The organism is Sphingobium sp. B2, assembly GCF_007693735.1.
Lineage (GTDB): Bacteria > Pseudomonadota > Alphaproteobacteria > Sphingomonadales > Sphingomonadaceae > Sphingobium > Sphingobium xenophagum.
The window spans coordinates 2,030,145-2,053,260 of sequence record NZ_VDBZ01000001.1 but is presented as its reverse complement, the minus strand read 5'-3'; the positions used below and the strand labels follow the sequence as shown (position 1 = coordinate 2,053,260).

Annotated in this window: 25 protein-coding genes; 8 read left to right on the top strand and 17 right to left on the bottom strand. The window is 66.2% G+C overall.

The features are described 5' to 3' along the window. Window positions 1-48: 48 nt before the first annotated feature. Entirely contained in the window at window positions 49-2,727 is a 2,679-nt protein-coding gene (locus FE851_RS09875) for an ATP-dependent RNA helicase (RefSeq protein ID WP_261370889.1), read from the bottom strand. A 149-nt stretch (window positions 2,728-2,876) separates the two neighbouring features. On the opposite strand from FE851_RS09875, the gene FE851_RS09865 reads away from it, so the two are divergent. Further along, the gene (locus FE851_RS09865) at window positions 2,877-4,502 is read left to right on the top strand and encodes an ATP-binding protein (RefSeq protein ID WP_145202033.1); all 1,626 of its coding nucleotides are present in this window, start codon (window positions 2,877-2,879) and stop codon (window positions 4,500-4,502) included. On the opposite strand, the gene FE851_RS09860 is transcribed toward FE851_RS09865, so the two are convergent. Further along, window positions 4,487-5,266 carry a TSUP family transporter gene (locus FE851_RS09860; protein WP_130752155.1) on the bottom strand — a complete coding sequence of 260 codons (780 nt, stop codon included), beginning with the start codon at window positions 5,264-5,266 and terminating at the stop codon, window positions 4,487-4,489. The two genes, FE851_RS09865 and FE851_RS09860, sit on opposite strands and share 16 nt — an antisense overlap. A gap of 206 nt (window positions 5,267-5,472) precedes the next feature. Continuing rightward, entirely contained in the window at window positions 5,473-6,501 is a 1,029-nt protein-coding gene (locus FE851_RS09855) for a polyprenyl synthetase family protein (protein WP_017183139.1), read from the bottom strand. A gap of 97 nt (window positions 6,502-6,598) precedes the next feature. Between FE851_RS09855 and FE851_RS09850 the strand changes: the two genes are divergently transcribed. Beyond that, the gene (locus FE851_RS09850) at window positions 6,599-6,883 is read left to right on the top strand and encodes a chorismate mutase (protein WP_017183138.1); all 285 of its coding nucleotides are present in this window, start codon (window positions 6,599-6,601) and stop codon (window positions 6,881-6,883) included. Here FE851_RS09850 and FE851_RS09845 read toward each other — a convergent pair whose 3' ends face one another. The 4 genes from FE851_RS09845 to FE851_RS09830 form a co-directional block, all read right to left on the bottom strand. Then, entirely contained in the window at window positions 6,884-7,777 is an 894-nt protein-coding gene (locus tag FE851_RS09845; RefSeq protein WP_017183137.1) for a DMT family transporter, read from the bottom strand. 105 nt (window positions 7,778-7,882) lie between these two features. Then, complete coding sequence (locus FE851_RS09840; RefSeq protein WP_026149380.1) at window positions 7,883-8,530, bottom strand: heme exporter protein CcmB; 648 nt, start codon at window positions 8,528-8,530, stop codon at window positions 7,883-7,885. Beyond that, window positions 8,527-9,138 (bottom strand): heme ABC exporter ATP-binding protein CcmA, encoded by a 612-nt coding sequence (ccmA, locus tag FE851_RS09835; protein WP_145202030.1) that lies wholly within the window; start codon window positions 9,136-9,138, stop codon window positions 8,527-8,529. Before ccmA ends, FE851_RS09840 begins: the two co-directional genes overlap by 4 nt. Continuing rightward, on the bottom strand, window positions 9,135-9,584 hold the full coding sequence (locus FE851_RS09830) for a metallopeptidase family protein (protein ID WP_017183134.1): 450 nt from the start codon (window positions 9,582-9,584) through the stop codon (window positions 9,135-9,137). The genes ccmA and FE851_RS09830 overlap by 4 nt, the downstream gene beginning before the upstream one ends. Here FE851_RS09830 and FE851_RS09825 point away from each other — a divergent pair. Next, on the top strand, window positions 9,583-9,870 hold the full coding sequence (locus tag FE851_RS09825; RefSeq protein WP_145202027.1) for a 4a-hydroxytetrahydrobiopterin dehydratase: 288 nt from the start codon (window positions 9,583-9,585) through the stop codon (window positions 9,868-9,870). The genes FE851_RS09830 and FE851_RS09825 overlap by 2 nt on opposite strands. A gap of 22 nt (window positions 9,871-9,892) precedes the next feature. On the opposite strand, the gene FE851_RS09820 is transcribed toward FE851_RS09825, so the two are convergent. Genes FE851_RS09820 through FE851_RS09810 form a run of 3 tightly spaced genes read right to left on the bottom strand, consistent with a single transcriptional unit; the run spans window position 9,893 to window position 13,461 of the window. Then, window positions 9,893-10,360 (bottom strand): hypothetical protein, encoded by a 468-nt coding sequence (locus FE851_RS09820; RefSeq protein ID WP_145204314.1) that lies wholly within the window; start codon window positions 10,358-10,360, stop codon window positions 9,893-9,895. Between the two features lie 29 nt (window positions 10,361-10,389). After that, the gene (locus tag FE851_RS09815) at window positions 10,390-12,723 is read right to left on the bottom strand and encodes a patatin-like protein (protein WP_145202023.1); all 2,334 of its coding nucleotides are present in this window, start codon (window positions 12,721-12,723) and stop codon (window positions 10,390-10,392) included. Between the two features lie 42 nt (window positions 12,724-12,765). Next, on the bottom strand, window positions 12,766-13,461 hold the full coding sequence (locus tag FE851_RS09810) for an endonuclease/exonuclease/phosphatase family protein (protein WP_026002383.1): 696 nt from the start codon (window positions 13,459-13,461) through the stop codon (window positions 12,766-12,768). Between the two features lie 89 nt (window positions 13,462-13,550). Between FE851_RS09810 and radA the strand changes: the two genes are divergently transcribed. Next, window positions 13,551-14,918 carry a DNA repair protein RadA gene (radA, locus tag FE851_RS09805; RefSeq protein WP_145204311.1) on the top strand — a complete coding sequence of 456 codons (1,368 nt, stop codon included), beginning with the start codon at window positions 13,551-13,553 and terminating at the stop codon, window positions 14,916-14,918. Between the two features lie 11 nt (window positions 14,919-14,929). Beyond that, on the top strand, window positions 14,930-15,442 hold the full coding sequence (locus tag FE851_RS09800; RefSeq protein WP_017183128.1) for a CvpA family protein: 513 nt from the start codon (window positions 14,930-14,932) through the stop codon (window positions 15,440-15,442). A 23-nt stretch (window positions 15,443-15,465) separates the two neighbouring features. Here the strand turns inward: FE851_RS09800 and FE851_RS09795 are convergent, their stop codons facing one another. The 4 genes from FE851_RS09795 to FE851_RS09780 form a co-directional block, all read right to left on the bottom strand. Next, window positions 15,466-16,380: an NAD-dependent epimerase/dehydratase family protein gene (locus FE851_RS09795; protein WP_145202020.1), complete on the bottom strand. Its 915-nt coding sequence runs from the start codon at window positions 16,378-16,380 to the stop codon at window positions 15,466-15,468. A 4-nt stretch (window positions 16,381-16,384) separates the two neighbouring features. Continuing rightward, entirely contained in the window at window positions 16,385-17,527 is a 1,143-nt protein-coding gene (gene proB, locus FE851_RS09790) for a glutamate 5-kinase (protein ID WP_145202017.1), read from the bottom strand. A gap of 97 nt (window positions 17,528-17,624) precedes the next feature. Further along, window positions 17,625-18,725: a GTPase ObgE gene (gene obgE, locus FE851_RS09785; protein ID WP_107123773.1), complete on the bottom strand. Its 1,101-nt coding sequence runs from the start codon at window positions 18,723-18,725 to the stop codon at window positions 17,625-17,627. A 90-nt stretch (window positions 18,726-18,815) separates the two neighbouring features. Further along, entirely contained in the window at window positions 18,816-19,445 is a 630-nt protein-coding gene (locus FE851_RS09780; RefSeq protein ID WP_145202014.1) for a TetR/AcrR family transcriptional regulator, read from the bottom strand. Between the two features lie 52 nt (window positions 19,446-19,497). Here FE851_RS09780 and FE851_RS09775 point away from each other — a divergent pair, with 52 nt between their 5' ends. Together FE851_RS09775 and FE851_RS09770 are read left to right on the top strand one after the other, a co-directional pair. Then, the gene (locus FE851_RS09775) at window positions 19,498-20,343 is read left to right on the top strand and encodes a metal-dependent hydrolase (protein ID WP_145202011.1); all 846 of its coding nucleotides are present in this window, start codon (window positions 19,498-19,500) and stop codon (window positions 20,341-20,343) included. A 32-nt stretch (window positions 20,344-20,375) separates the two neighbouring features. Continuing rightward, entirely contained in the window at window positions 20,376-20,927 is a 552-nt protein-coding gene (locus FE851_RS09770) for a GNAT family N-acetyltransferase (protein WP_145204308.1), read from the top strand. A 90-nt stretch (window positions 20,928-21,017) separates the two neighbouring features. Here FE851_RS09770 and FE851_RS09765 read toward each other — a convergent pair whose 3' ends face one another. The 3 genes from FE851_RS09765 to rplU all read right to left on the bottom strand — a co-directional run bounded on the left by FE851_RS09765 (window position 21,018) and on the right by rplU (window position 22,533). After that, window positions 21,018-21,593 (bottom strand): GNAT family N-acetyltransferase, encoded by a 576-nt coding sequence (locus tag FE851_RS09765; protein ID WP_145202008.1) that lies wholly within the window; start codon window positions 21,591-21,593, stop codon window positions 21,018-21,020. A gap of 272 nt (window positions 21,594-21,865) precedes the next feature. Then, window positions 21,866-22,135, bottom strand: a complete 270-nt coding sequence (gene rpmA / locus FE851_RS09760) for a 50S ribosomal protein L27 (protein WP_017183119.1) — start codon at window positions 22,133-22,135, stop codon at window positions 21,866-21,868. A 32-nt stretch (window positions 22,136-22,167) separates the two neighbouring features. Further along, window positions 22,168-22,533 carry a 50S ribosomal protein L21 gene (gene rplU, locus FE851_RS09755; protein WP_017183118.1) on the bottom strand — a complete coding sequence of 122 codons (366 nt, stop codon included), beginning with the start codon at window positions 22,531-22,533 and terminating at the stop codon, window positions 22,168-22,170. 189 nt (window positions 22,534-22,722) lie between these two features. Between rplU and FE851_RS09750 the strand changes: the two genes are divergently transcribed. Beyond that, on the top strand, window positions 22,723-23,115 hold the full coding sequence (locus FE851_RS09750; protein ID WP_145202005.1) for a hypothetical protein: 393 nt from the start codon (window positions 22,723-22,725) through the stop codon (window positions 23,113-23,115). The last annotated feature ends 1 nt before the right edge of the window (window position 23,116 follow it).

Here is a 23,116-nt window from a genome sequence, read left to right as displayed (position 1 = left end):
GACTCCGGTAAATCGTCATGCTGCGTTGCACCAGCGTCCGGCGTGAAGTCAAGTGCGCGTGCGGGCATCGGCGCGCTTGGTGCGCAGCGTGGGCGGGGCGGCGGTCGGATCGTCGGGCCATGGGTGCCGGGGGTAGCGGCCGCGCATTTCCTTCGCCACATCGCGCCAGTTGCCCGCCCAGAAGCCGGGCAGGTCGCGCGTCGTCTGGATCGGGCGGCCAGCGGGCGAGGTGAGCGACAGGACGAGCGGGATGCGCGCGCTGCCCACGGTCGGATGCTCGGCCAGGCCGTAGAGCGCCTGTACCCGCAATTCGACGCGCGGGCCGCCATCGGCCATATAGTCGATCGCATGGGTGCTGCCTGCTGGAGAGCGGAAATCGGGCGGAGCGAGCCGGTCCACCTGCTGCTTGCCGTCCCAGCCGATCAGGCCGTCCAGCACGCCCGACAAGTGCGACCGGTCGATGTCCGACAGGCGGCGCTTGCCCGCCAGCAGCGGCGGGAGCCATTCGTCCAGGCTGGCGATCAGGGCGGCATCGGACAGAGCCTCCACCCCGGCAAAGTCGGCGCGCATCCGCAGCGACTGCGCGGCCTCCGACCAGGGGAGGAGATCGAGGCCCCCCTGCCGCACGCCGTCCAGCAACGCCGCCGCCACCGCCGCCGGATCGGGCCGGTCGTCGGAGCCTGACGACAGGCGCACCGCGCCCAGCCGCCGTTCCCGCAGCGCCTCTATCCCGCCATTGGCGGGGCGGAAGCGGACGGTGCGGCTGGTGATGATCCGGTCCGGAAACAGCGCCAGCACGTCCGCTTCGCCGATCGGCGCGGCGGACAGGATGCGCGCGCCTGCCGCGCTGCCCTGCACCTCTCCCACCGCCAGCCATTCTTCGCGGGCGAGCGGCGACAGGGGGTCGAGCCGGAAACCGCGTCCGCCCACACTGGCCCAGTCCGCGCCATCGGCGGAGCGGCGTTTCGACACGCGATCGGGAAAGGCGAGCGCAAGGCAGAGGCCGGTGGCTTCCGTCGCGCTGACTGTCCCCCTCCCGCTTGCGGGAGGGGTTAGGGGAGGGCGTGTCGCCAGATTAGCTGGTACAGACCCTCCCCCGACCCCTCTCGCAAGCGGGAGGGGAGCAAGACGGTTGGGCGTCGCCACAAGACCCGCCCAGCGCTTGGCCAGCGCGCGGCCAGCATCGGCCCGCTTGCCGCCCTCCCGCCGCCAGCGTTGCAGGCGCAGCGTAAGGTCGGTGTCCTGCCCGCCAATGCCGCGTTCGCCCAGCAGCACGGCAATATCCGCGGCGGTCTGGGCCAGCCCCATTTCGGCTGCGCGCACCAGCATATGCGCGATGCGCGGGCTGAGCGGCAGTTTCGCCAGCGCCTTGCCATGGGGCGTGATCCGACCGTCGCCATCCAGCGCCTCCAGCGCGGTCAGCCTGGTCCGCGCTTCGGCGACGGCTGCGGCGGGCGGGGGATCGAGCCAGCGCAGCGTCCCCGGATCGCTCACGCCCCACAGCGCGCAGTCGAGCAGCAGGCTGGAAAGGTCGCTTTCCAATATCTCCGGCGGATCGAAGGGCGGCATGCCAGCGCTCGCGGCTGCTTCCCACAGGCGATAGGCGACGCCGGGCCGCTGCCGCGCGGCGCGGCCCGCACGCTGGGTCGCCGACGCCTGGCTTGCCCGTTCGGTCACCAGCCGGGTGACGCCCGCCGCCCGGTCATAACGGGGCCGCCGCGCCAGCCCGCTGTCGACGACGATCCGCACACCATCGATGGTCAGGCTGGTTTCCGCAATGCTGGTCGCCAATATGACCTTCCACGCGCCCGACCGTGATGGCCGGATTGCGGCCCGCTGGGCGGCGGGATCAAGCGATCCGTGGAGGAGCTGTCTCTTATACACATCTAGATGTGTATAAGAGACAGCCGCAATGCTGGTCGCCAATATGCCCTTCCACGCGCCCGCCCGTGATGGCCGGATTGCGGCCCGCTGGGCGGCGGGATCAAGCGATCCGTGGAGGAGATGCACGTCATAGGGGCCGCCGTCGATCCGCTCCGCCGTGCGTTCAATCTCTCGCACGCCCGGCAGGAAGGCGAGCAGGTCGCCTTCCGCTTCCTCGCTGATGGCGCGGCGGATGGCGGCAGCCATTTCATCCTCGATCCGTCGTTCCGCATGGCGGCCGATATGACGCAGTTCGAGCGGCTGGATGCGGCCTTCGCTCTCAATCACCGGTGCGTCGCCCAGCAAGGCGGCGAAGCGCGCGCCGTCGAGGGTTGCGGACATAGGCACGATGCGCAGGTCCGGGCGCAGCGCCTCCTGCGCGTCGAGCGCCAGCGCGAGGCCGAAATCGCTGTCCAGACTACGCTCATGCACTTCGTCGAACAGCACCGCCGACACGCCCGTCAGTTCGGGGTCGTCCTGAATCCGGCGGACGAAAATGCCTTCCGTCAGCACCAGCAGACGGGTGCGCGCCGACATTTTGCTGTCCATCCGCGTGGCATAGCCGACCGTGCCGCCCGGCTGTTCGCCCAGCATTTCGGCAATCCGTTCGGCAGCGGCGCGGGCGGCGAGACGGCGGGGGGAAAGCAGCAAGACCTGACCGCTGCACCACGGTTCGTCCAGCAGCGCGGGCGCGACCGCCGTCGTCTTGCCAGCCCCCGGCGGCGCGACCAGCACGGCGTTGCTGCCGGTGCGCAGCGCAGCGAGCAGGTCGGGCAGGACGGCATGGATGGGCAGGGCGCTCATGGCCCTTCCTCTCGCCCCATTGACGCGAAATCGCAAGCGGAACGGAAATTGCGCGGTGAGGGAAAGATTAGCCGTTTCAGGCGTTTGCGTGATAGGCAGAAATTATAGCCCTTGCGCGCGCGAGCATAGGGTTGGGGGATAAACAGGGCATGTCGGCATTTACCGAAGATGCGGAACGCTATCGTACGCTGTTTGAAACGATGGACGAAGGCTTTTGCGTCATCGAATTTTTCGACGGGCCGCATGGACCGTTAAGCGACTATATTCATATCGAGGCGAACCCCGCCTATGAACGCCATGCCGGCATTTCCAATGTCGTTGGCCAGACATTGCGTGAACTGGTCCCGGACGAGGCCGATGGCTGGCTGGAACTATATGGCCGCGTGTTGCGTACCGGGGAGCCGATCCACTTCCAGCGCGAACTGATCGCTACCGGCCGCCATCTCGACATTTCCTCCTTTCGCATCGGCGCGCTGGAGGACAAGCAGGTTGCGGTTCTGTTCAAGGATGTGACCCATCGCATTCGCATCGAAACCGAGTTGCGGCAGCTGAACGAAACGCTGGAGACGCGGATCGCGCAGGCGCTGGCCGAGCGGGAGGAAGCGGAAGCCGCGCTGCGACAGGCGCAGAAGATGGAGGCGGTGGGGCAATTGACCGGCGGCCTGGCCCATGATTTCAACAATTTGCTGGCCGGGATTTCCGGCGCGTTTGAAATGATCGGCCTGCGCCTGGCCGAGGGGCGCACGGCGGATGTCGAACGCTATCTGGCCGCCGGACAGGGCGCGACCCGGCGCGCTGCATCGCTGACCCACCGGCTGCTGGCCTTTTCCCGCCGTCAGACGCTGACGCCCAAGCCAACGGTCATCAACCGCCTGTTCACCGACTTTACCGAACTGGTGCGCCGGACCGTGGGGCCGCAGATCGAGGTGGAGACGATCGCGGCGAGCGGGCTATGGCCTGCGCTGGTCGATGCCAACCAGCTGGAAAATGCGCTGCTCAACCTGTGCATCAATGCGCGCGACGCCATGCCGGACGGGGGCAAGATCACCATCGAGACCGCCAATCGATGGCTGGACGATCGCACCGCGCGCGACCATGGTCTGACGCCGGGCCAATATGTCACCGTGTCCGTCAGCGATACCGGGACCGGCATTGAAAAGACGATTCTGGACCGGGTGTTCGATCCCTTCTTCACCACCAAGCCGATGGGGCAGGGGACGGGGCTGGGCCTGTCGATGGTCTATGGCTTTGCCCGGCAGAGCCACGGCCATGTCCGCCTCTATTCCGAAATCGGACAGGGGACGACGGTATGCGTCTATCTGCCGCGCCATCGCGGCGAAGAGGATGAGGAAAGTCCGGCCCTGCCCGACGCCGCCACCGAAGCCGAAGCGGGCGAGACGGTGCTGGTGATCGACGATGAACCATCGGTCCGCATGCTGATGGTCGATGCCCTGACCGATCTTGGCTATGCCTGCGTCGAAGCGGGCGATGGGCCATCGGGCCTCAAGGTGCTGGAATCACCGGCGCGGATAGACCTGCTGGTTACCGACGTCGGCTTGCCCGGTGGGCTGAACGGGCGGCAGGTAGCCGACGCGGCGCGGGCATTGCGGCCGGACCTGCGCATCTTGTTCGTGACGGGTTATGCCGAAAATGCCGTGTTGAACCACGGGCATATCGAACATGGCATGGAAGTGCTGACCAAGCCCTTCGCCGTCGAGGAATTGCGCCGCCGGGTCGCCGCCTTGCTCCAGTCCGACGATCAGCCGAACAGGTAGATGTGAATCGGGTTCTTCGGATCGATCAGCATCTTGGTCGTCAGCGCCAGCGACATGATGATCAGCAGCGGCTTGATCAGCCTGGAGCCGAAGCGCATGGCCAGATGCGATCCCACCTGCCCGCCAATGATACTGCCGATCGCCATGGTGAGGCCCGCGACCCATAGCACATGGCCGCCAGCCACCATGGTCAGCAGGCCCGCAACATTGCTGGCGAAATTGGCGGCCTTGGTCTGGGCGGTGGCGCGCAGGATCGACAGGCCGCCCAGCGCCAGAAAGATGGTGGTGTAGAAAGCGCCCGCGCCTGGACCGAAAAAGCCGTCGTAAAAGCCGATGACGCCGATCAGGCCGCTTAGCGCAGCAATGCCGACGCGCGCGTGCCGGTCTGCCTCGCCCAGCTTGGGAGAGAAGGTGAAATAGGCGGCGATGGTGATGAGCAGGGCGGGCATCAGCCCGGCCAGGATCGATGGATCGACCCGCTGGAGCAGCCATGCGCCGCCGACCGAGCCGATGAATGCGGCGATCACCGGCGTCCTGTAGGTTTTGAGGTCCATATGCCCGCGCCGGGCATAAGCGAGGCACGCACCGAATGTGCCAAAGCAGCTTTGCAGCTTGTTGGTGGCGACAGCCTGCACCGGCGGAATGCCAGCAGCCATCAGCGCGGGCAGGGTGATGAGCCCGCCGCCACCCGCCATCGCGTCGATGCAACTCGCCGTCAATGCGGCGGCCATCAGGAAGGCGAGGGTTTCGGGAGTCAGGATCATGAAAGCCTTGAAAAAGCCGGGTTGGACCGAGCCACCAAAACCGTTCGTGCTGAATAGGGACTGAGCGAAGTCGAAGGCCCGTATCGAAGCATGTGGGGCTTGTCCTTCGATACGCCGCTTCGACAAGCTCAGCAGCTACTCAGGACGAACGGGTCTGGTTGTGCAAATTCCGAACGGTAATGGGAACGAAATGCAGACCCAAATCCTCAATAGGCGCGGATCGTTGCAAATTCGACGGCTTCGGTCAGTGCGGCCTTGGCCTTGCCATTGTCGAACATGCCCAGCGCGTCGATCGCGCGCTGGCCGTAATGGCGGGCGCGGGCGAGCGTGTCGGCGATCGCGCCGGTGCGGCGCAGCAGGCCAGTGGCGTGGGTCAGATCATCATCGCTGATCTTGTGGCCCGCAATCGCCGCCTTCCAGAAGGCGCGATCCTCATCGCTGCCACGGGCATAGGCCAGGATCACCGGCAGCGTCACCTTGCCATCGCGGAAATCATCGCCCGCATCCTTGCCCATGGTCGCGCCGTCCGATTCATAATCGATGGCGTCGTCGATCAGCTGGAAGGCGATGCCGAGATTGCGGCCATAGACGTCGAGCGCCTGCTCCTCCCGCTCGTCCCGGTCGGCGACCACGGCGGAAATGCGGCAAGCGGCGGCGAACAGCGCTGCGGTCTTGGCGCCGATAATGTCGAGATACTGGTCCTCGCTGGTGTCGATCTTGCGCTGGGCGGTCAGCTGGTTGACTTCGCCCTCCGCGATCACCGCCGATGCGTTGGCCAGGATTTTCAGGACTTTGAGCGATTCCGCTTCGACCATCAGCTCGAAGGAGCGGGAGAAGAGGAAGTCGCCGACCAGCACGCTGGCGCTGTTGCCCCAGATGATGTTGGCGGTCTTGCGGCCCCGGCGCAGGCCCGATCCATCGACGACATCGTCATGCAACAGCGTGGCGGTGTGGATGAATTCGACCGCGGCGGCCAGCTTGTAGTGGCGCGATCCGGCATAGCCGACCAGATCGGCGCAGGCCAAAGTCAGCATAGGCCGCAGCCTCTTGCCGCCGCCTGCAATCAAATGCCCGGCCAGTTCGGGGATCAGCGGGATGCGCGACTGCATCCGGTCCAGAATCACGGCATTGACCTGGTTCATGCCGTCGGCGACCAGATTCATGATGGGGGCCAGCGACGGCGCGCTTTTGGCGCGGCCGATGGGGTGGACGTTACCGGGGGCGGGTGCTGTCATGATGTGCGTCCCTTGGCCGGGCAAAATGCAGATGGCAAGCGGGAATAGCTTGCCTGTGAGGCCAGATGGCGCAAAAAGCGCGCCGATTGACCGGAGGATGAACGTGACCGACACATTGCAGCGCTACCGCGAAAGCATCGACAATATCGACGCCGCGCTGGTGTTCATGCTGGCCGAGCGGTTCAAGGTGACGCAGGCGGTGGGCGAATATAAGGCGAGCCATGCGCTGCCCCCGGCCGATCCAGGGCGGGAGGAACGGCAGGTTGCCCGGTTGCGGCAGCTGGCGCTGGACGCGAAGCTGGACCCTGACTTCACCGAAAAATTCCTGCGCTTCATCATCGACGAAGTGATCCGCCATCATGAAAGGCTGCGCGAAGGCTGATCAGGCCGGTTCGGTCAGGTCCGCTTGTCTGGCGGGCGCCGATCGACCGAGCAGCACCCCGCCCAGCGCCAGCGCAAAACCGACAAGCTGGATAGGGCCAAGCCGTTCGCCAAAGAGCAGCCAAGCCTCGATCGCGGCCAGCGGCGGGACGAGCAGCAACAGCATCGACATGGCGGTCGGCCCCTGATGGCGGACCAGCCAGACGAGCAGGCTGAGACCAGCCGCCGACAGGACCAGCACTGACCAGCCGAGCGCGGCCCAGAGCATGGGATCATTGTCCCAACGCCATTCGCCCACGATCAGCGTGGCGGTGATCGCGACCAGTGCGCCGCCGATATTCTGCACCCCGCCCGACACCAAAATCGGATCACCCGCCAGTCCGCCGCGCTGGATCAACGTGCCGCCGGTCATGGCGATGACCGCGACCAGGCCCGCAATCGCCAACCCGATGGAGATGGAGCCGGTGCCGCTGCGCATGATGGCGGGCAGCAGGACGCAGGTGACGCCCAGGATCGCGATGGCAAGCCCCACCCAGGTGCGGCGCGGTAGCCGGTCGCCCAGCAGGACGACGCTGGCGACCGCGACCATCAGCGGCTGGAGCGCCCCCAGCAGCGACATGATCCCGGCGGGCATGCCACGGCTGATCGCCCACCAGCCGACCGTAAGATAGACGCCGTGCAACATGGCGCCGGCAAGCAGGTGGAGGGCCAGCCTGCGCCCGCGCGGAAAGTCCTGCCGCGCGAACAGCGCCGCGCCGCACAATAGAATCGCAACCAGCGTCAGGCGGATCGCCAGCACCAGTTCGGGCGCGCCGTGCGGCACCGTCGCGCGGGCGACGATGAATCCGGTGGACCAGATCAGGACGAACAGGATCGAGGCGGCAAGGGCAAGCATGGGGGTGGCTGTGGCGCAGGCGAAGGGCGATGTCGAGAGGCGGAAGGAACAGGGCCGTGTCGGGCTTGTTCGCCTTCTACAGCCTCGCCATCGGCGGATGCCGGACTATTCCCGCCCCGCCCGTATCGCTGCGCCACCGGCAAATGGCGTGATCGCGACCAGCAGCAGCGAGGCGGCGGCGAGGAATTTGAGTGCTGCGCCACTGCCATCGCCCAGCGTGCCCGCACCGAAGATCAGCAGCGGCACCGCCAGCGGCAGAGCGAGCAATCCCGCCAGCGCACCGCTGGATCGCAGGCCCGCTGTCAGCGTCGCGACCAGCAGGCCGAGCGCCGCCAGCGCAGGCGTGCCGATCAGCAGGCCAGCCTCCAGCATCCAGATCGTCCCGCCATCCAGTTTCAGCAAGGCGGCGGCGGGCAGGGTGGCGATCATCAGTGGCGGGCCAAAGCCCAGCCAGTGAGCGATCAGCCGGGCCAGCACGACCATTTCATCGCCAATGCCGCGCAGCGCCATCTGATCCAACACCCCCGCGTCGCGATCCGGCGCGATCAGTCGGTCGACCGGCAGCAGGCTGGCCAGCAGCGCGGCGATCCACACCATCCCGCCCCCGGTGCGGCGCAGCAGGCCAAGGTCCGGGCCGACCGCAAAGGGATAGAGGCTGGCGACCAGCAGCAGGAAGGCAACCGGCAGCCACAGGCCCGACGAGCGCCAGGCGGTGCCCAGATCGCGCGAGGCGAGCAACCAGAGCATCCTCATGCGTCCCACTCCGCCGGATCGGGCAGATGGTCGGCCAGCGACAGCACGACCGGCGCGCCCAGCGGCAGCGGCTGGTGCGACGCTGTAACGACGATGCCGCCGCCCGCCAGATGCGCGGACACGGCCGATCCCAGCAGGTCCAGCGAGGCGCTGTCCAGACCATTGCCCGGCTCGTCCAGCAACCAGATCGGCGCGCCGCTGGCGATGACCCGCGCGAGCATCGCCCGCTTGCGCTGCCCGGTCGACAGCATCCGAACCGGCACGTCGGAAAGCCGCGTAAGCGCCATCGCGTCAAGTGCCGCGGCGACGGCATTTGCGGCGCTGCCGTCCAGTCGCGCCCAGAAATGGAGTGCGCGCGCCAGCGGCAATTCACTGTCGAGCGCCAGCCGTTCATCGGCCAGCGCGACCGCGCCGTGGCGTTCCATCGTACCGGAAAAGGCGGGGAGAAGCCCGGCGCATAGCCGCAACAGGCTGGATTTGCCGACGCCATTGGGGCCGGTCAGCAACGCGCTGGCGCCTGCATCGAGCGTCAGGTTGACGCCGCGAAACAATATCCGTCCGCCGCGCAGGCAGGCGACGTCCGACAGGGCCAGCGCCGCACGGCTCATGGCGCGACCATATCCTCCAGCACATGCATGTCGATGTCCGACAGGCCGAAATGATGGCCGATTTCATGGACGACGACATGGGTGATCAGCGCGTCCAGCGGCACCCCGGTTTCGATCCATTCGTCCAGCAGGGGTCGGCGGAACAGATGGACGGTGGGCGGCGCATCCCCGGTCTGCGCCTCCTGCCCGACGGGGCGGCCGGTGTAGAGGCCGGTCAGGCCGAACGGATCGTCAATGTCCATGTCCTTGAGCGTCTGCGCATCGGCAAATTCCTCGACGAACAGGACGACATTGTGCAGATGGTCGGTAAAGGGGGCGGGCAGGCGCGCCAGCGCTTCAAGCGCCAGCGCCTCAATATCCTGCGCAGTGGGAGCGAAGCGGTGCGGTTGACCTTCGTGCGACATGGCTGCCACATAGGCGAAACTATTTTCAGAGGATAGGGACATGATCGAGAAGCTGAGCGATGAGGCGCGCGCGCTGGCGCTGGCCGACCTGCCCGAATGGTCGGTGGTCGCGGAGCCGGACGGCATTTCGCGCCGTTTCACCTTTCCGGATTTCGTCGCCGCCTTCGGTTTCATGACGCAGGTGGCGATCCTGGCCGAGAAGGCGGATCATCATCCCGAATGGAGCAATGTCTATAGCCGGGTGGACATGGTTTTGACCACGCATGACGCAGGCGGCCTGTCGCAGCGGGACATTGACCTGGCACACCAGGTCGACGGGTTGCTGTAATACCGAACGGGTGAGGGAGCGCCTATTCTTCGTCGCGCTCTTCGATCCGGTCCTCATAGCCATGCAGTGCAGCGGTGACGGACGGATCGGCGGCGTAGCGGCGGCGGAGCGTCGCCAGCGTCGCGTCGGACCCGTGGCACAGTTCCGCGACATTTTCCTCGATATAGGCGCGCCGTTCCGCATCATAGGCTTCTTCGCCCCGGAAATGGTCGCAACTGTCGCGCTCCACCATGAACTGGGTCACTTCGCGCGGGAAGGGGGCCGCGCTGGCGGCGACGTCCGACGGCGGCAGGTCGAGCGAATGCCATGGCGCGGGCTGGGCGCGAACGGTAACGACCGGCCCGGCTTTGGGCCGCGGCGGTGGGCTGACGACCGCTTTGGGCGGGGGTGGCGGGGCAGGCGCGGGAACGACCGGCGGGCTGGGGCTGGGATCGGCCTGCGCAACCTGCGGTGACGAATCTCCGCAGCCGGCGACGAGCGCCAGCGTCATGCCTATCGGAACCAGCCTCAAACGCCTGCTCACCCGATTTCCTCCCGCAAGCTGGCGATCAGGTCCGCGGCATGCGGTAGCCGCGACTCTTCTTCGTCCAGGATCGCCAGAAAAGCCGCCCGCCTATAGTCGCGCAGCGCGTCGGGGGAAAGGCGGCTTGCGGTGGGCATGGCTGAAATCACGATGTCCAGCAGCCGCTCGACCCCATGCAGGCGGCCCCACAGATAGTCATTTTCCCGATAGACCCGGCTGAAGAAAGCGCCGAAATTATTGAATTCAATGCCTTTAAGTGTAGCGGCAGCGCCGCCGGGGCGGATCGCGGAGCAATCTTCGGGCGAAATCCGGTCGACCTTCACCGGATCATATTCGTCCATAGTGTCACCCTGAAGCAACGGTAGGGTGGCGATGTCGTAGAAGGGGAAGCCGAGATAGGCGAGCAGCATGGACCTGCGACCGGCCTTGGGCAGGGCGGCGAAAGCTTCGGCCAGGATCATGTCCGCGCCCTCGTCCCGCGTCCGCAGGCCGCGTTCCTGCGCAACCGCTTCCAGTGCGGCGGCGGCATCGCCCGGCACATCGCGCGCGGCGGCCAGCACGGCGGCCCCGTGAAAATCGCTCTCCTCGCATTCGGCATAGAGCGCCAGCGCGCGGTAGATCGCGTCATGCATTGCCAGCACCGCTTCATCCTCCGCCGCGCCCTCACTTTCCAGCGTGTCGGCCAGATGCCGCGCCAGAAAGCGCAGGCGGCGAATGCGGAACGCCAGATCATGGGTGCGGAAGAAGGAGACCGGCCCGGAAGCCGACCCGCCGCTCCCGTCCAGTTGATCCGCGCCATCCTTGCGCACCTGTGCCCATATCGCCGCGCGATAGGTTTCGCGCAGCATCCGGCTATCCTCCCCCGACAGGCGGAACAGCAGGGTCGCGAGCGATTCGACGATGCCTGACAATTTGAGGTGACCATAGGCGGGAAAGGCGAAACCGGCGGAACTGGCCGCCCGCTGCTGCGCTTTGGCGCGCCAGGCCGACAGGCGCGACGGGGTTGGCCGGTCGAGGAACAGCATCCCGCCGATCGCCCCTTCCACCTCCGCCTCGATACCGGGGCGCAGCGCGTTCAATATGCGGCGCATCCGGCGAATGCGCGAGGAATGGCGGTCGATCGCCTCAAGATTGTCGCGGATCGGCTGTTCCCGCGGAATGTCGCTCAGCGCGCCGAAGATGGTGCGGAAGAAGCCGGGCAGCGGCGCATCCTCGCCCGTGGGCACCGCGACCTGATCGCCATGGCGGTTGAGTTGGATGGTGCGATGGCCGGGCTTTGGATCGATATAGACGAAGCGCCGGTCGACCTCCCGCCGCGACGGCCGGTTGCGCAGCGCGCCGATGGCCTGCGCGAAGGGCGCATTGGCCAGCACCGACCCGTCGATCAGCACCGCATCCTCCGCCGTGCCGCGCGCCCAGTGGCGCGGCAGCGCGCGGGCGAGGAATGCGTCGCGCGTCGGCCAATTGCGATGGCGGCGCTTGAGCACCCGGTCCAGTTCGCGCACGGTGAAGGGGGGGAAGGCGCCCGGAAAGCTGGCGGTGGCGCGCGCCGCGAACACCAGTTCGGCGGTATCGGCAAATTCGCGCGCACCCCGGCCCCGCGCCCGGAAGCCGATCGACAGGCGATGTTCGGTCTCGATCACCTGGGGCGGGCTGTTGAGGGTCAGGCTTTGCGGATGCCCTTCAAAATCGGTGACGGTGACGAACAGGTCGAGCGGATGGCCGTCAGGCAACAGCACCGGCCCGCGCTCGCTGGCCGCCATCGCGTCGAAGGCGTCGAGGATCAGCGTCGTGAAAATCTCCCCGCCAAAGGGCGGTTCGAACCAGCGGGAGCGGATGAAGCGGGACAATTTCATCCGCACTTCCTCGCGCGTGTCCGGCGCGACCGTGCGCTCCACCGCATCGCCGGGCCGCCGCGCCGCCATCCAGACCAGCGGCGTCGCCCAGAATTTGGTGAGCGCGCGCGTCGGGCGGGCATCGGGATCGAGCAGGCTGTCGACATCGGCATTGTCGAGCCACAGGTTGGTCAGCGGTTCCAGCGACTGGCCGGTCTCGATCGCTTGCGCCAGAAAGATGCCATTGATCCCGCCGGCGCTGGCCCCGGCGATAATGTCCGGCAGCACGCGCAGCCGCACCCCGCTGGCCTCCTCCATGTCGGCAAGCAGCTTGTGATAGATGGCCTCGCTGCCTGTCTCCGGCTGGACGCCGTCATGATAGGCGCGGCTGGCGCGCGCCAACCGCCATACCTCCTTGGTGATGCCATGCATGTAAATGGCCAGGCTGATGCCGCCATAGCAGACCAGCCCAAGCCTGAGTTCCCTCTCCTTCATGGCGTGAACGTCGCAGAGCGGAGACAGCTTGTCGAGGGGCTGTCAGGCGCGGAAATCGGCCCAGATCGGTAAATGGTCGGACGCCTTGCGCGACGAAGCGCTGTCATGGACGCCGCAGTCGGTCAGCGTCAACCGGTTGCAATGCATGATCCGGTCGAGCCGCGCCACCGGACGGCGCGCATGGAAACTGCGTCCGCACGGCGCGAAACTATAATGATGCGCAAAGTCGGCCAGGCAGCCGCGATTGGCGCTCCATTCGTTAAGATCGCCCATCAGCACGGTGGGCATGGGCGCGCCCTGTGCCGCCGCATTGATCACGGCTGCGGCCTGCCGCCGCCGCCACAGGCCCGACAGGTCCAGATGCATGCCGAACACGCGCAGCGACAGGCCGTTCAGCGTCACTTCCGCCATGGTCGCGCCGCGCGGTTCCAGATAGGGGAGATGCAGCACGTCGCTCAGGTCGATCTGCGCGGCCTTGCGCACCAGGAGGGCGTTGCCGTGCCAGCCCATCGAATCGACCTGCACGTCGAGCGGTACTGGCTTGTAATCGCTCAGGCGCTCCATCAGCACGGGCGGAATGGCCGCCGATCGCACGCCAAAGCGCCGGTCGGCTTCCTGTAGCGCGATGATGTCCGCGTCCACCTCGCCCAGCACCTCCAGCACCCGTTCGGGCATCCGCCGCCGGTCGGTGCCGATGGCCTTGCGGATATTGTAGCTGGCAACGCGGATTGTCTTCATTACCGCTTCAATGCCTGAGCCGCGATGATGTTTCCAGTCCATCACCGGATGTTCTTGCAATGTTCGCGCATGGTCGGCATATCTCCGCCATGGCCAAGGCAAAGCGGAAATTCGTCTGTCAGCAATGCGGCACAGTCTCGCCGCGGTGGCAGGGCCAGTGCGAGGATTGCGGCGAGTGGAACAGCATCGTCGAGGAAGCGCCGGAAACCGCGTTTTCGGCGCGGCACGACCTGCACGCTGGCGGACGGGCGATCACGCTGATCGGGCTGGACAGCAAGGTCGAGCTGCCGCCGCGCACCAGCACCGGCATTGCCGAGTTCGATCGGGCGTTGGGCGGCGGGATCGTGGCGGGATCCGCCACGCTGATCGGCGGCGATCCGGGCATCGGCAAATCGACCCTGTTGTTGCAGGCCGCGGCGCGGGTGGCGGCGCGCGGGCTGTCGGTCGTCTATATCAGTGGCGAGGAAGCGACCGATCAGGTGCGGCTGCGCGCGCAGCGGCTGGGCCTGGGGGGCGCGCCGGTGATGCTGGCGAGCGCAACGTCGGTACGCGACATATTGACGACGCTGGGGGAGGGGGAGCCGCCCGCCTTGCTCATCATCGATTCGATCCAGACGATGCATAGCGACCTGATCGAGGGCGCGCCCGGCACAGTCAGCCAGGTGCGGGCATCGTCTCAGGAACTGATCCGCTTCGCCAAGCAGCGCAACAGTGCGCTCGTGCTGGTCGGCCATGTGACCAAGGATGGCAGCATCGCCGGGCCGCGCGTGCTGGAACATATGGTCGATACGGTGCTGGCGTTCGAGGGGGAGCGCAGCCACCAATATCGCATCCTGCGCGCGATCAAGAACCGCTTTGGCGGCACCGACGAGATCGGCGTGTTCGCGATGGTGGCGGAGGGGCTGGAGGAAGTCGCCAACCCGTCCGCCCTGTTCCTGACCCATCGTGATGAAAGCGTGACCGGCGCGACCGTGTTCCCGGCGCTGGAAGGAACCCGGCCGGTGCTGGTAGAGATACAGGCGCTGGTCGTGCGCCTGTCGAGCGGGGCGACCCCGCGCCGCGCTGTGGTAGGCTGGGACAGCGGGCGGCTGGCGATGGTGCTGGCGGTGCTGGAATCGCGCTGTGGCCTCAGCTTTTCGACCTGCGAAGTCTATCTGAACGTCGCGGGTGGCTATCGCCTGTCGGACCCGGCGGCGGACCTGGCGGTGGCAGCGGCGCTGGTCTCCGCCCTGTCGGAAAGGCCCGTTCCCGCCGACGTCGTGCTGTTCGGCGAAATCGCGCTGTCGAGTGAAATCCGGCCCGTCGCCCATGCGCCGCTGCGGCTGCGCGAATCGGCCAAGCTGGGGTTCAATCGCGCTTTCATCCCCGCTGCGGCGGCGGACGGGGTGAAGGGAATTGCAGTCAATGGCTTCCGCACCCTCGCAGGGCTGGTTGACCAGATGCTGGGCAGGGGATAGCCACGCTGGCGATGAACGCCGTTGATATTCTTGTCCTGCTCGCCATTGGTGGTTGCGCCATATTGGGCTTGCTGCGCGGTTTCGTGCTGGAAACCCTTTCGCTGATGGCGTGGGTGCTGGCGATCTTCGCCATTCGCCTGTTCCATGCCTCCGCCACCGAATTGCTCAGCGCCTTTGTCGGGACGACCAGCGGGGCCGCCGTGCTGGCGCTGGTACTGGTGTTCGGCGTCACCTTCGCAGCGGGCAAGATGGTCGCCCACGCGATTGGACGCCGTACGCGCCAGTCCGTGCTGGGGCCGGTCGACCGGGTGCTGGGCGGCGGCTTTGGCGCGGTCAAGGGACTGATCGGCGCGACCCTGATCTTCCTCGCCTTCAGCCTGGTCTATGACACCATGTATGGCAGCGGCGCGCGCCGCCCGGACTGGCTGTCCGACGCGCGCACCTTTCCGCTGCTCAATGCCAGCGGGCAGGCGATCAGCGAATTTCTGGCAGAACAGCGAGCGAAGAAGCCCGTCGAATCATAACGGGGAGGGTAAGGGGAGCGGACCTACACCCAGCCCTTGGCCCGATAGGCGTCCGCGGTCGCCTTCAACCCCGCCTCGGTCGGCACCTGCGGCATCCATAATTGCCGGGGGACATGCGCGCCGGTCGCGGCGACCCAGTCGGGATGGCAGAAATAATCGACCCGGTCGGGGGTCAGCTTCGCGCCCTTGCCCCGGATCATCCGGTCGGTCCGCGCCGCCACGCCCAGCAGCCATGCCGGGGTCGCCAGCGTCCGTACGGTGCGTCCCATCGCGCGGCCGATCGCTGCGCCAAAATCCTTGTGGTCCCACCCGCCGACAGTGCCGTCGTCCGCCTCATAGATGTGCGTCAGGCTGATCTCCTGCTCGCCCGCCAGCGTCAGCAGCAGCCGGGCAAGATCGCCCACTTCGATCACCGACAGGCGCCCGCCGGGCGGCAGCATCATGACGCCGCGCTTGGCCATGCGGAACAGTTCCAGCATCTCCCGATCATTGGGTCCATAAATGGCGGGCGGGCGCACGATCGTCCAGTCGAGGCCGCTGGCCTGTACGTGGCGTTCGGCCAGCGCCTTGGACCAGCCATAATCGGACAGGTCCGGTTCGCGCGCCGCCAGTGAAGAGACGTGGATCAACCGCCGCACACCACGTTTGCGCATCGCGTCGATCACGGCGATGGTCCCGCGTGCGTTGCCGACAGCGAAAGCCGCCCTGTCCGGCGCGTTCACCACGCCCGCGATATGCACCACGACATCGGCGTCGCGGACCAGCGTATCCAGCCCTGCCGCGTCCTCCAGCGATCCCGGCACCCATTTCAGCCGCGCGCGCGGCGGCTGTGCCTTGCGGGTCAGTGCGGTGACATGATGCCCCGCCGCCAACGCCTGATCCAACGTCTCCGTGCCGACGAAACCCGTCGCGCCGGTCATCGCAATCCGCAATGTCATGGCGTCAGACCATCGCCATATGGTCGCGATGGACCAGCACGGATCGTGGCAGATGGCCAAGCAGCACGGCAATATCCTCGCTGCGCTTGCCCGCGATCCGCGCCGCTTCCTCGCTGTCATATTCGCTGAGGCCGCGCGCGATCGTCCGGCCATCGGGGGTCATGATATCGACCACGTCGCCGCGCGCAAACACGCCTTCGACACGGGCGACGCCGGCCGGCAACAGGCTGTTGCCCTGGCCCAGCGCCCGTTCCGCGCCCGCATCCACGATGATCCGCCCGCGCACGGTCAACCGCCCGGCAAGCCAGCCCTTGCGCGCACGTTTCGCTGGCGCGGCGAGGAAGATCGACCCCTTGCCACCATTGGTCCAGTGCGACAGGGGCGCATCGACCTTGCCCGAAATGATGGCCAGATGGGCGCCCGCGCCGGTCGCGATCCTGGCCGCCTCGATCTTTGAGGTCATCCCGCCCGATCCCATGCCGGACGCGGAACCGCCGTCGGCCATGGCAGCGATTCGCGCATCGATGCGTTCTATTGTCTCTATCAGCATCGCGTCCGCATCGACGTGCGGGTTGGCGGTGTAAAGCCCGTCAACGTCCGACAGCAGGACAACTGCGTCAGCCCGTGCCGCCTGTCCGATACGCGCCGCCAGCCGGTCATTATCGCCAAAGCGGATTTCGGCGGTAGCGACGCTGTCATTCTCGTTCACCACCGGCACGACGCCCAGCGTCATCAGCCGTTCGAGCGTCGCCGATGCATTGAGATAGCGGCGGCGATTTTCCAGGTCGTCGAGCGTCACCAGCATCTGCGCGGCAGTGATGCCGCATTCGTCCAGCAGGCTGGCCCAGCATTGCGACAGGGCGATCTGTCCGGTTGCCGCCGCTGCCTGCGCATCCTCCAGGCTGCCGCGTCCGCCCTTGGGCAGTTTCAACCGGCGCGCGCCCAGCGCGATCGCGCCGGACGATACGATGATCACCTGCTGCCCCGCGCTTTTCCGCGCCGCGACGTCGGCGACCAGCGTACGCAACCAGTCCACCCGCACCTGACCCGCCGGATCGACCAGCAGGGCAGAGCCGATCTTGATGACCAGACGGCGAATGAGGGCGGGGGGAAAGCCGGAGAGGGGGGGCATGGACACAGCTATCATTCCGTTCGCCCTGAGCTTGTCGAAGGGCCGTTCTTTCTTGAAGAGACGTGCAGGGCTTCGACAGGCTCAGCCCGAACGGGGGTGGGTTGGTTGACGCCTAGAGCGGCGACCATGGGCCTTCGCCTTCTTCATCTGCGCTGCCTTCAGCCTTCGCATCGTCCAGCGCCTGTCCCACGATCGGCAGGATCGCGTCGAGCAACGCTTCCACGCCCTCGCCAGTGCCCGCCGAGATGATGAACACATCTTCCACGCCTTCCTCGCGCAACTGGCCGGCAATATCTTCCATCAGTTCCGGGCCAAGCAGGTCGCCCTTGTTCAGCGCGACGATCTGCGGCTTTTCGTCCAGCCCCTCGCCATAGGCGGCCAGTTCGTCCTGCACGATGTGGAAGGCCTCGATCGGATCGTCCCCGGTCGCGTCGATCAGATGAAGCAGCACGCGGCAGCGTTCGATATGGCCCAGGAAGCGGTCGCCAATCCCCACGCCCTCGGCCGCGCCCGCGATCAGGCCCGGAATATCCGCCAGCACGAATTCGCGATTCTTGTGCAGCACCACGCCCAGTTGCGGCTTGGTGGTCGTAAAGGCATAGGCGCCGACCTTCGCCTTGGTATTGGTGACCTGATTGATCAGCGTCGATTTGCCCGCATTGGGCATGCCGACAAGGCCGACATCGGCCAGCAGCTTAAGCCGCAGCCACACCCACATTTCCTGGCCCGGCCAGCCCGTGCCATGCTGGCGCGGCGCGCGGTTGGTGCTGGTCTTGTAGGACATGTTGCCCCGGCCGCCATCGCCGCCGCGCAGGAAGGTGATGCGCTGTCCCACTTCGGTGAAGTCGGCCAGCACTTCCTGATCCTCATAATCGGGAATGCCGTCCTCATCCTCGCTGCCCTCGATCGGCTTGGGATCGGACAATATCTGCGTGCCGACCGGCACCTTGATCACCAGATCCTTGCCGCCCGCGCCATAGCGGTTCTTGCCCATGCCGGGCGTGCCGCGCTGCGCCTTGAAATGCTGGGTGTAGCGAAAGTCTATGAGGGTGTTGAGGCCCTGCACCGCTTCAAAGATGATGTCGCCGCCCTTGCCACCATTGCCGCCGTCCGGGCCGCCATATTCTTCATATTTTTCGCGCCGGAAACTGACCGCGCCGGGGCCGCCCCAGCCGGATTTGATAAAGATTTTTGCTTGATCGAGAAAATGCATGGGGCGCCCATAGAGCATTCTGAACTCTGCTGGAACAGCCGAGCGCTCGCGGAATGCGGAAAATGAGAAATAGCGTGCAATCGCACAAGGTTAAACCTTGGCTTGCGCCGCTTCGGTCGCGGCAAAGGCGGCAGCTTCGGCCATCAGGGCAGCGACCAGGCTGCGCGTGGCGATTTCGCGCGCCTTTTCGCGCGGCAGGCCCAGCGACGCCGCCATCGGCCCGCCCATCTGCGAATCGCCCAGCGCCAGCAGAACCAGCATCAGCGTATTGTCGCGGATTACATCGCCCAGGTCCGGGGTCAGCGCGGTGGCGACCAGTTTGTCGACCAGCCGGTGGATCGCCTCCACCACAGGGTCGAGCGCATCCTCATTGCCCGACGCCAGCATCCAACTGGCCAGCGCGCCCGCGCCGCCCGCGTCGAACGCATCGAACGTCATGTCGACGATCAGGCGCGGGGCGACTTCGCCGCGCCGCATGGCGTCCACCGCTTTGCCGATCGTCGCGGTGATCGTTTCGCCCAGATGCGCCGCCAGCGCCTTTTGCAAGCCCGCGGCCGACCCGAAATGATGGAGAAGATTGGCATGGGTCCGCCCGATCCGCGCTGCCACGGCCTTGAGCGTTACGGCTTGCGGTCCGGCCTCGATCAGCAGCACGCGCGCCGCTTCCACGGCCGCATGACGGCTTTCATCGGGGCTCAGGCGGGCACGTTTTATTGACATTAGTGTAAGCAACTCATATTTACATTCATGTAAGTAGTGAGGAGATGTCCCCATGACCCCGACTGACTTGACCATCACGCCGCGCGACCGCCGTTTCGGGCGCGGGCAAGGGTCCGCCCGACATTGGCTGAATGGCGATCCGATCGCCACGGCTTTCTTCAACGCCCTGTCGATCACCTTTCCGCGCGGCGAAGCCTATTTCATCGACAGTGTGCGGGCTTTTCGCGAAGGCGTGCCTGATCGGCTGGCGCAGGAGATCGCGGCCTTCACCAAACAGGAAGTGGTCCATAGCCGCGAGCATTTGGCCTTCAACCGGCAAGTGACGGACAATGGCTATGACGTGTCGCTGCTCGACGCCGACGTGGTTCGGTTGCTGGACCTTGCCCGGCAGCGCCCGCCGATCATCAGCCTGGCCGCGACCATGGCGCTGGAACATTTTACCGCCATCCTGGCCCATGAACTGCTGCGCGATCCGCGCTACCTGGTCGGGGCAGAACCGGAAGCGGCCGCGATGTGGCGCTGGCACGCGATCGAGGAGATCGAGCATAAGGGGGTGGCGCATGACACATGGATGCATGCGACCCGCAACTGGAGCAGGGCGAAACGCTGGCGCGTCAAGACGCTGATGATGCTGATCGTGACCAAGCATTTCCTGCACCATCGCGCGCGCGGGATGATGGAGTTGTTGCGGCAGGACGGGATTACACATGTGCGCGCATGGGGTGGGCTGCTGCACTATGCTCTGGTGCGGCCCGGCATATTGCGGCGCGTGGCCCGACCCTGGATGAGCTACTTCCTGCCGGGCTTTCATCCGTGGCGCGTGGACGACCGGGCATTGATCGCGCTGGCCGACAGCGCCTATGCCGATGCGCGGATGGCGGCGCCCGCCACGGCTTGACCGGCGGGGTGGGGTGCGGTCTTATCGCGGCCATGCTCCATCCCCCGACGCTCCAAACCGACCGGCTGATCCTGCGTCCGCACGGCGTTGCGGACTATCCCGCCTGTTGCGCGCTGTGGGCCGACGCCGATGTCGTGCGCCATATCGGCGGATCGCCGCAGGATGCGCAGGCTGTGTGGTTCCGCCTGCTGCGCTATGCGGGCATGTGGTCGCTGCTGGGCTATGGCATGTGGGTGATGGAGGACCGGGCGACCGGCATGCTGATCGGGGAGGCGGGATTGCTGAGCGCCGCGCGCGGTTTGCCCGAACTGGAGGGCGTGCCCGAAGCCGGCTGGGTGCTGGGACCGCAGGCCTGGGGGCGGGGATTGGCGACCGAGGCGATGACGGCAGTGCTGGGCTGGGCGGACGCCAATCTGGACGCGGCCACGATCCGCTGCATCATCGAACCCGATAATGGCGCGTCAATCAAGGTCGCGGGAAAGCTGGGCTTTGCCGAATTTGGCGATGCGATGCTGGCGGGCAAGGCGATCAGGCTGTTCGATCGTTCGCCGTCTTCCCAGACACGGGAAGGGAGACCGGCATAGCGGGTGGAGGGGATTTAGATGCCTGACACAAATTTCATGTCCGGGCACTGACCCCCTCCGTCACGTCACCGCCCCGTTAACGGGGAAAGATCAAGCCGCCATAGCAGGCATGGCGTCAGCGTATAGATCCATCGCCGGGTCATCGCCCCGTCGGGCCACGCCGCCTTCTTCCAGGATCAGGCAGGGCGCAGTGTCGCCGCGCGCCGGGCTGAAACGGGGTTCGACGCGGCCAGTCTGGCGAAAGCCCAGCTTGCGCAGGACATTGCCCGACGCGCCATTGTCGGCGAAATGGACGGCACGGATGCCACTGACGCCATTGGCGCGCGCCATGCGCAGCACGGCCTGTGCGGCTTCCGTCGCGAAACCCAGTCCCCAATAGGGGCGGGCGATCCAGTAACCCAGCTCATGGCCGCCATCGTCGGCGCGGGTGATGCCGCAGCCGCCGACCAGGCGCGGCGCGCCGTGGGTACGGGTAAAGGCAAGCAGGCTGGGCAGATGCACGTCCTGCGGCCTTTCCAGAAAAGCGAGCGCGTCTTCCAGGCCATAGGGGCTGGGCGCGCGTGTCAGATTGCGCAGGACGGCAGGGTCGCCAATGGCCTGGGCCAGGGCAGGGGCATCTTCCATCCAGCCCGGACGCAGGAGCAGGCGGGGGGTACGGGCGAACATTCTCGTCTCTCCTCTTTGTCGGCGCCGATAGCCGCCAATGATGACGGCTTGACGACGGCGTGGGTTCATGGACTGGCCCCGCCCGCATGACGCGCGAGAAGGGCTTAAGTTCCAAGGACTTGAGGGAAAGTGGAGGGGAGGCCCGCAACAATGAAAAAGGGGCGCTCCTTGTGGAAGGAGCGCCCCTTTTTCCCTCGAAAACCGACAGCGCCTATTGGCCCTGTCGGGAGGATCGCCCCTTTGCGGAGGGACGATCCGTCATCGATCGTCCGTTATTCAGCGGCCTGTGCGACGGCGTCTACCGACACATATTTGCGGCCCTGCTTGCCAGCGTGGAATACCACGCGGCCTTCGCCCAGTGCGAACAGCGTGTGGTCCTTGCCCATGCCAACGTTGCGGCCGGGATAGACGCGGGTGCCGCGCTGGCGAATGATGATGTTGCCGCCGATCACTTCCTGACCGCCGAACTTCTTGACGCCAAGGCGCTTCGATTCCGAATCACGACCGTTACGCGACGAACCGCCAGCTTTCTTATGTGCCATTGTCTAAACTCCTAATTCTAGTCGCGAAGCGATCAGGCTTCGGCAGCGGCAGGGGCCGCGTCTTCGGTCTTGGCAGCGGCCTTCTTGGCCTTCTTCGCTTCGCTGCCGATCGAAACGATCCGCAGGATCGTGTGACGCTGACGGTGGCCGTTCTTGCGGCGATAATTGTGGCGGCGGCGCTTCTTGAAGACGATGACCTTCTCGCCCTTCGCCTGCGCGATGATCTCGGCTGCGACGGTCAGACCGGCCACATCCTTCAGATCGCCGCCTTCACCGGCCAGCAGGACGTCGTCCAGCGTGATCTTGTCGCCGGCCTCGCCGGCCATCTTTTCGACGACGATCTTGTCTCCGGCGGCGACGCGATATTGCTTGCCGCCCGTGCGCACGATAGCGAACATGGCTTGTCTCTTCTCGTTCAAATCTGCTTTACGCAGATCACCAAAGACATGAAGCCTTAGCCGACCCGCGCGGGAATGTGGCCCGGTAGTGGAATGACTCGGACCTGTCAACCACGATAGGCTGGTTCGAGGGGTGGTTTTCGACCTGCCTTGCCCTATCTATAGCAGGATAAAGGGATAGTGACACACATGAAGCGCATCGCAACAGACAGTGGAGCATCGGCGGGCCAGCGCCTGTCGGTCATCGCTGCTGTGTGGACGCTGATTGCGGTCATCCTGCTCTCCGCGCTTGCGCCGCTTGGGCCGCCGCTCAGCCGGGTCGCGGGTTCCGCCTTCAATCCCGCGACGATCGATGTCGTGATCAAGGCGCGCGCGCCGCTGGCCCCGCAGGCAGTGCAGGCCACGCAACCGGACGGTGAAGGTCCGTCGGTCCCGCTGCTGTTGCTGGCGGCGTTTGCCGCCGCTTTTGTGATCCTGTGGCGGCAATCTGCTGCCCCCGCCTTCGCCCCTGTCGGGGAAAGAGCGCGATCGGGCTTCCACTCCAACGATAGACGCGCCCGCGCTCCGCCCGCCAGTTCCTGAC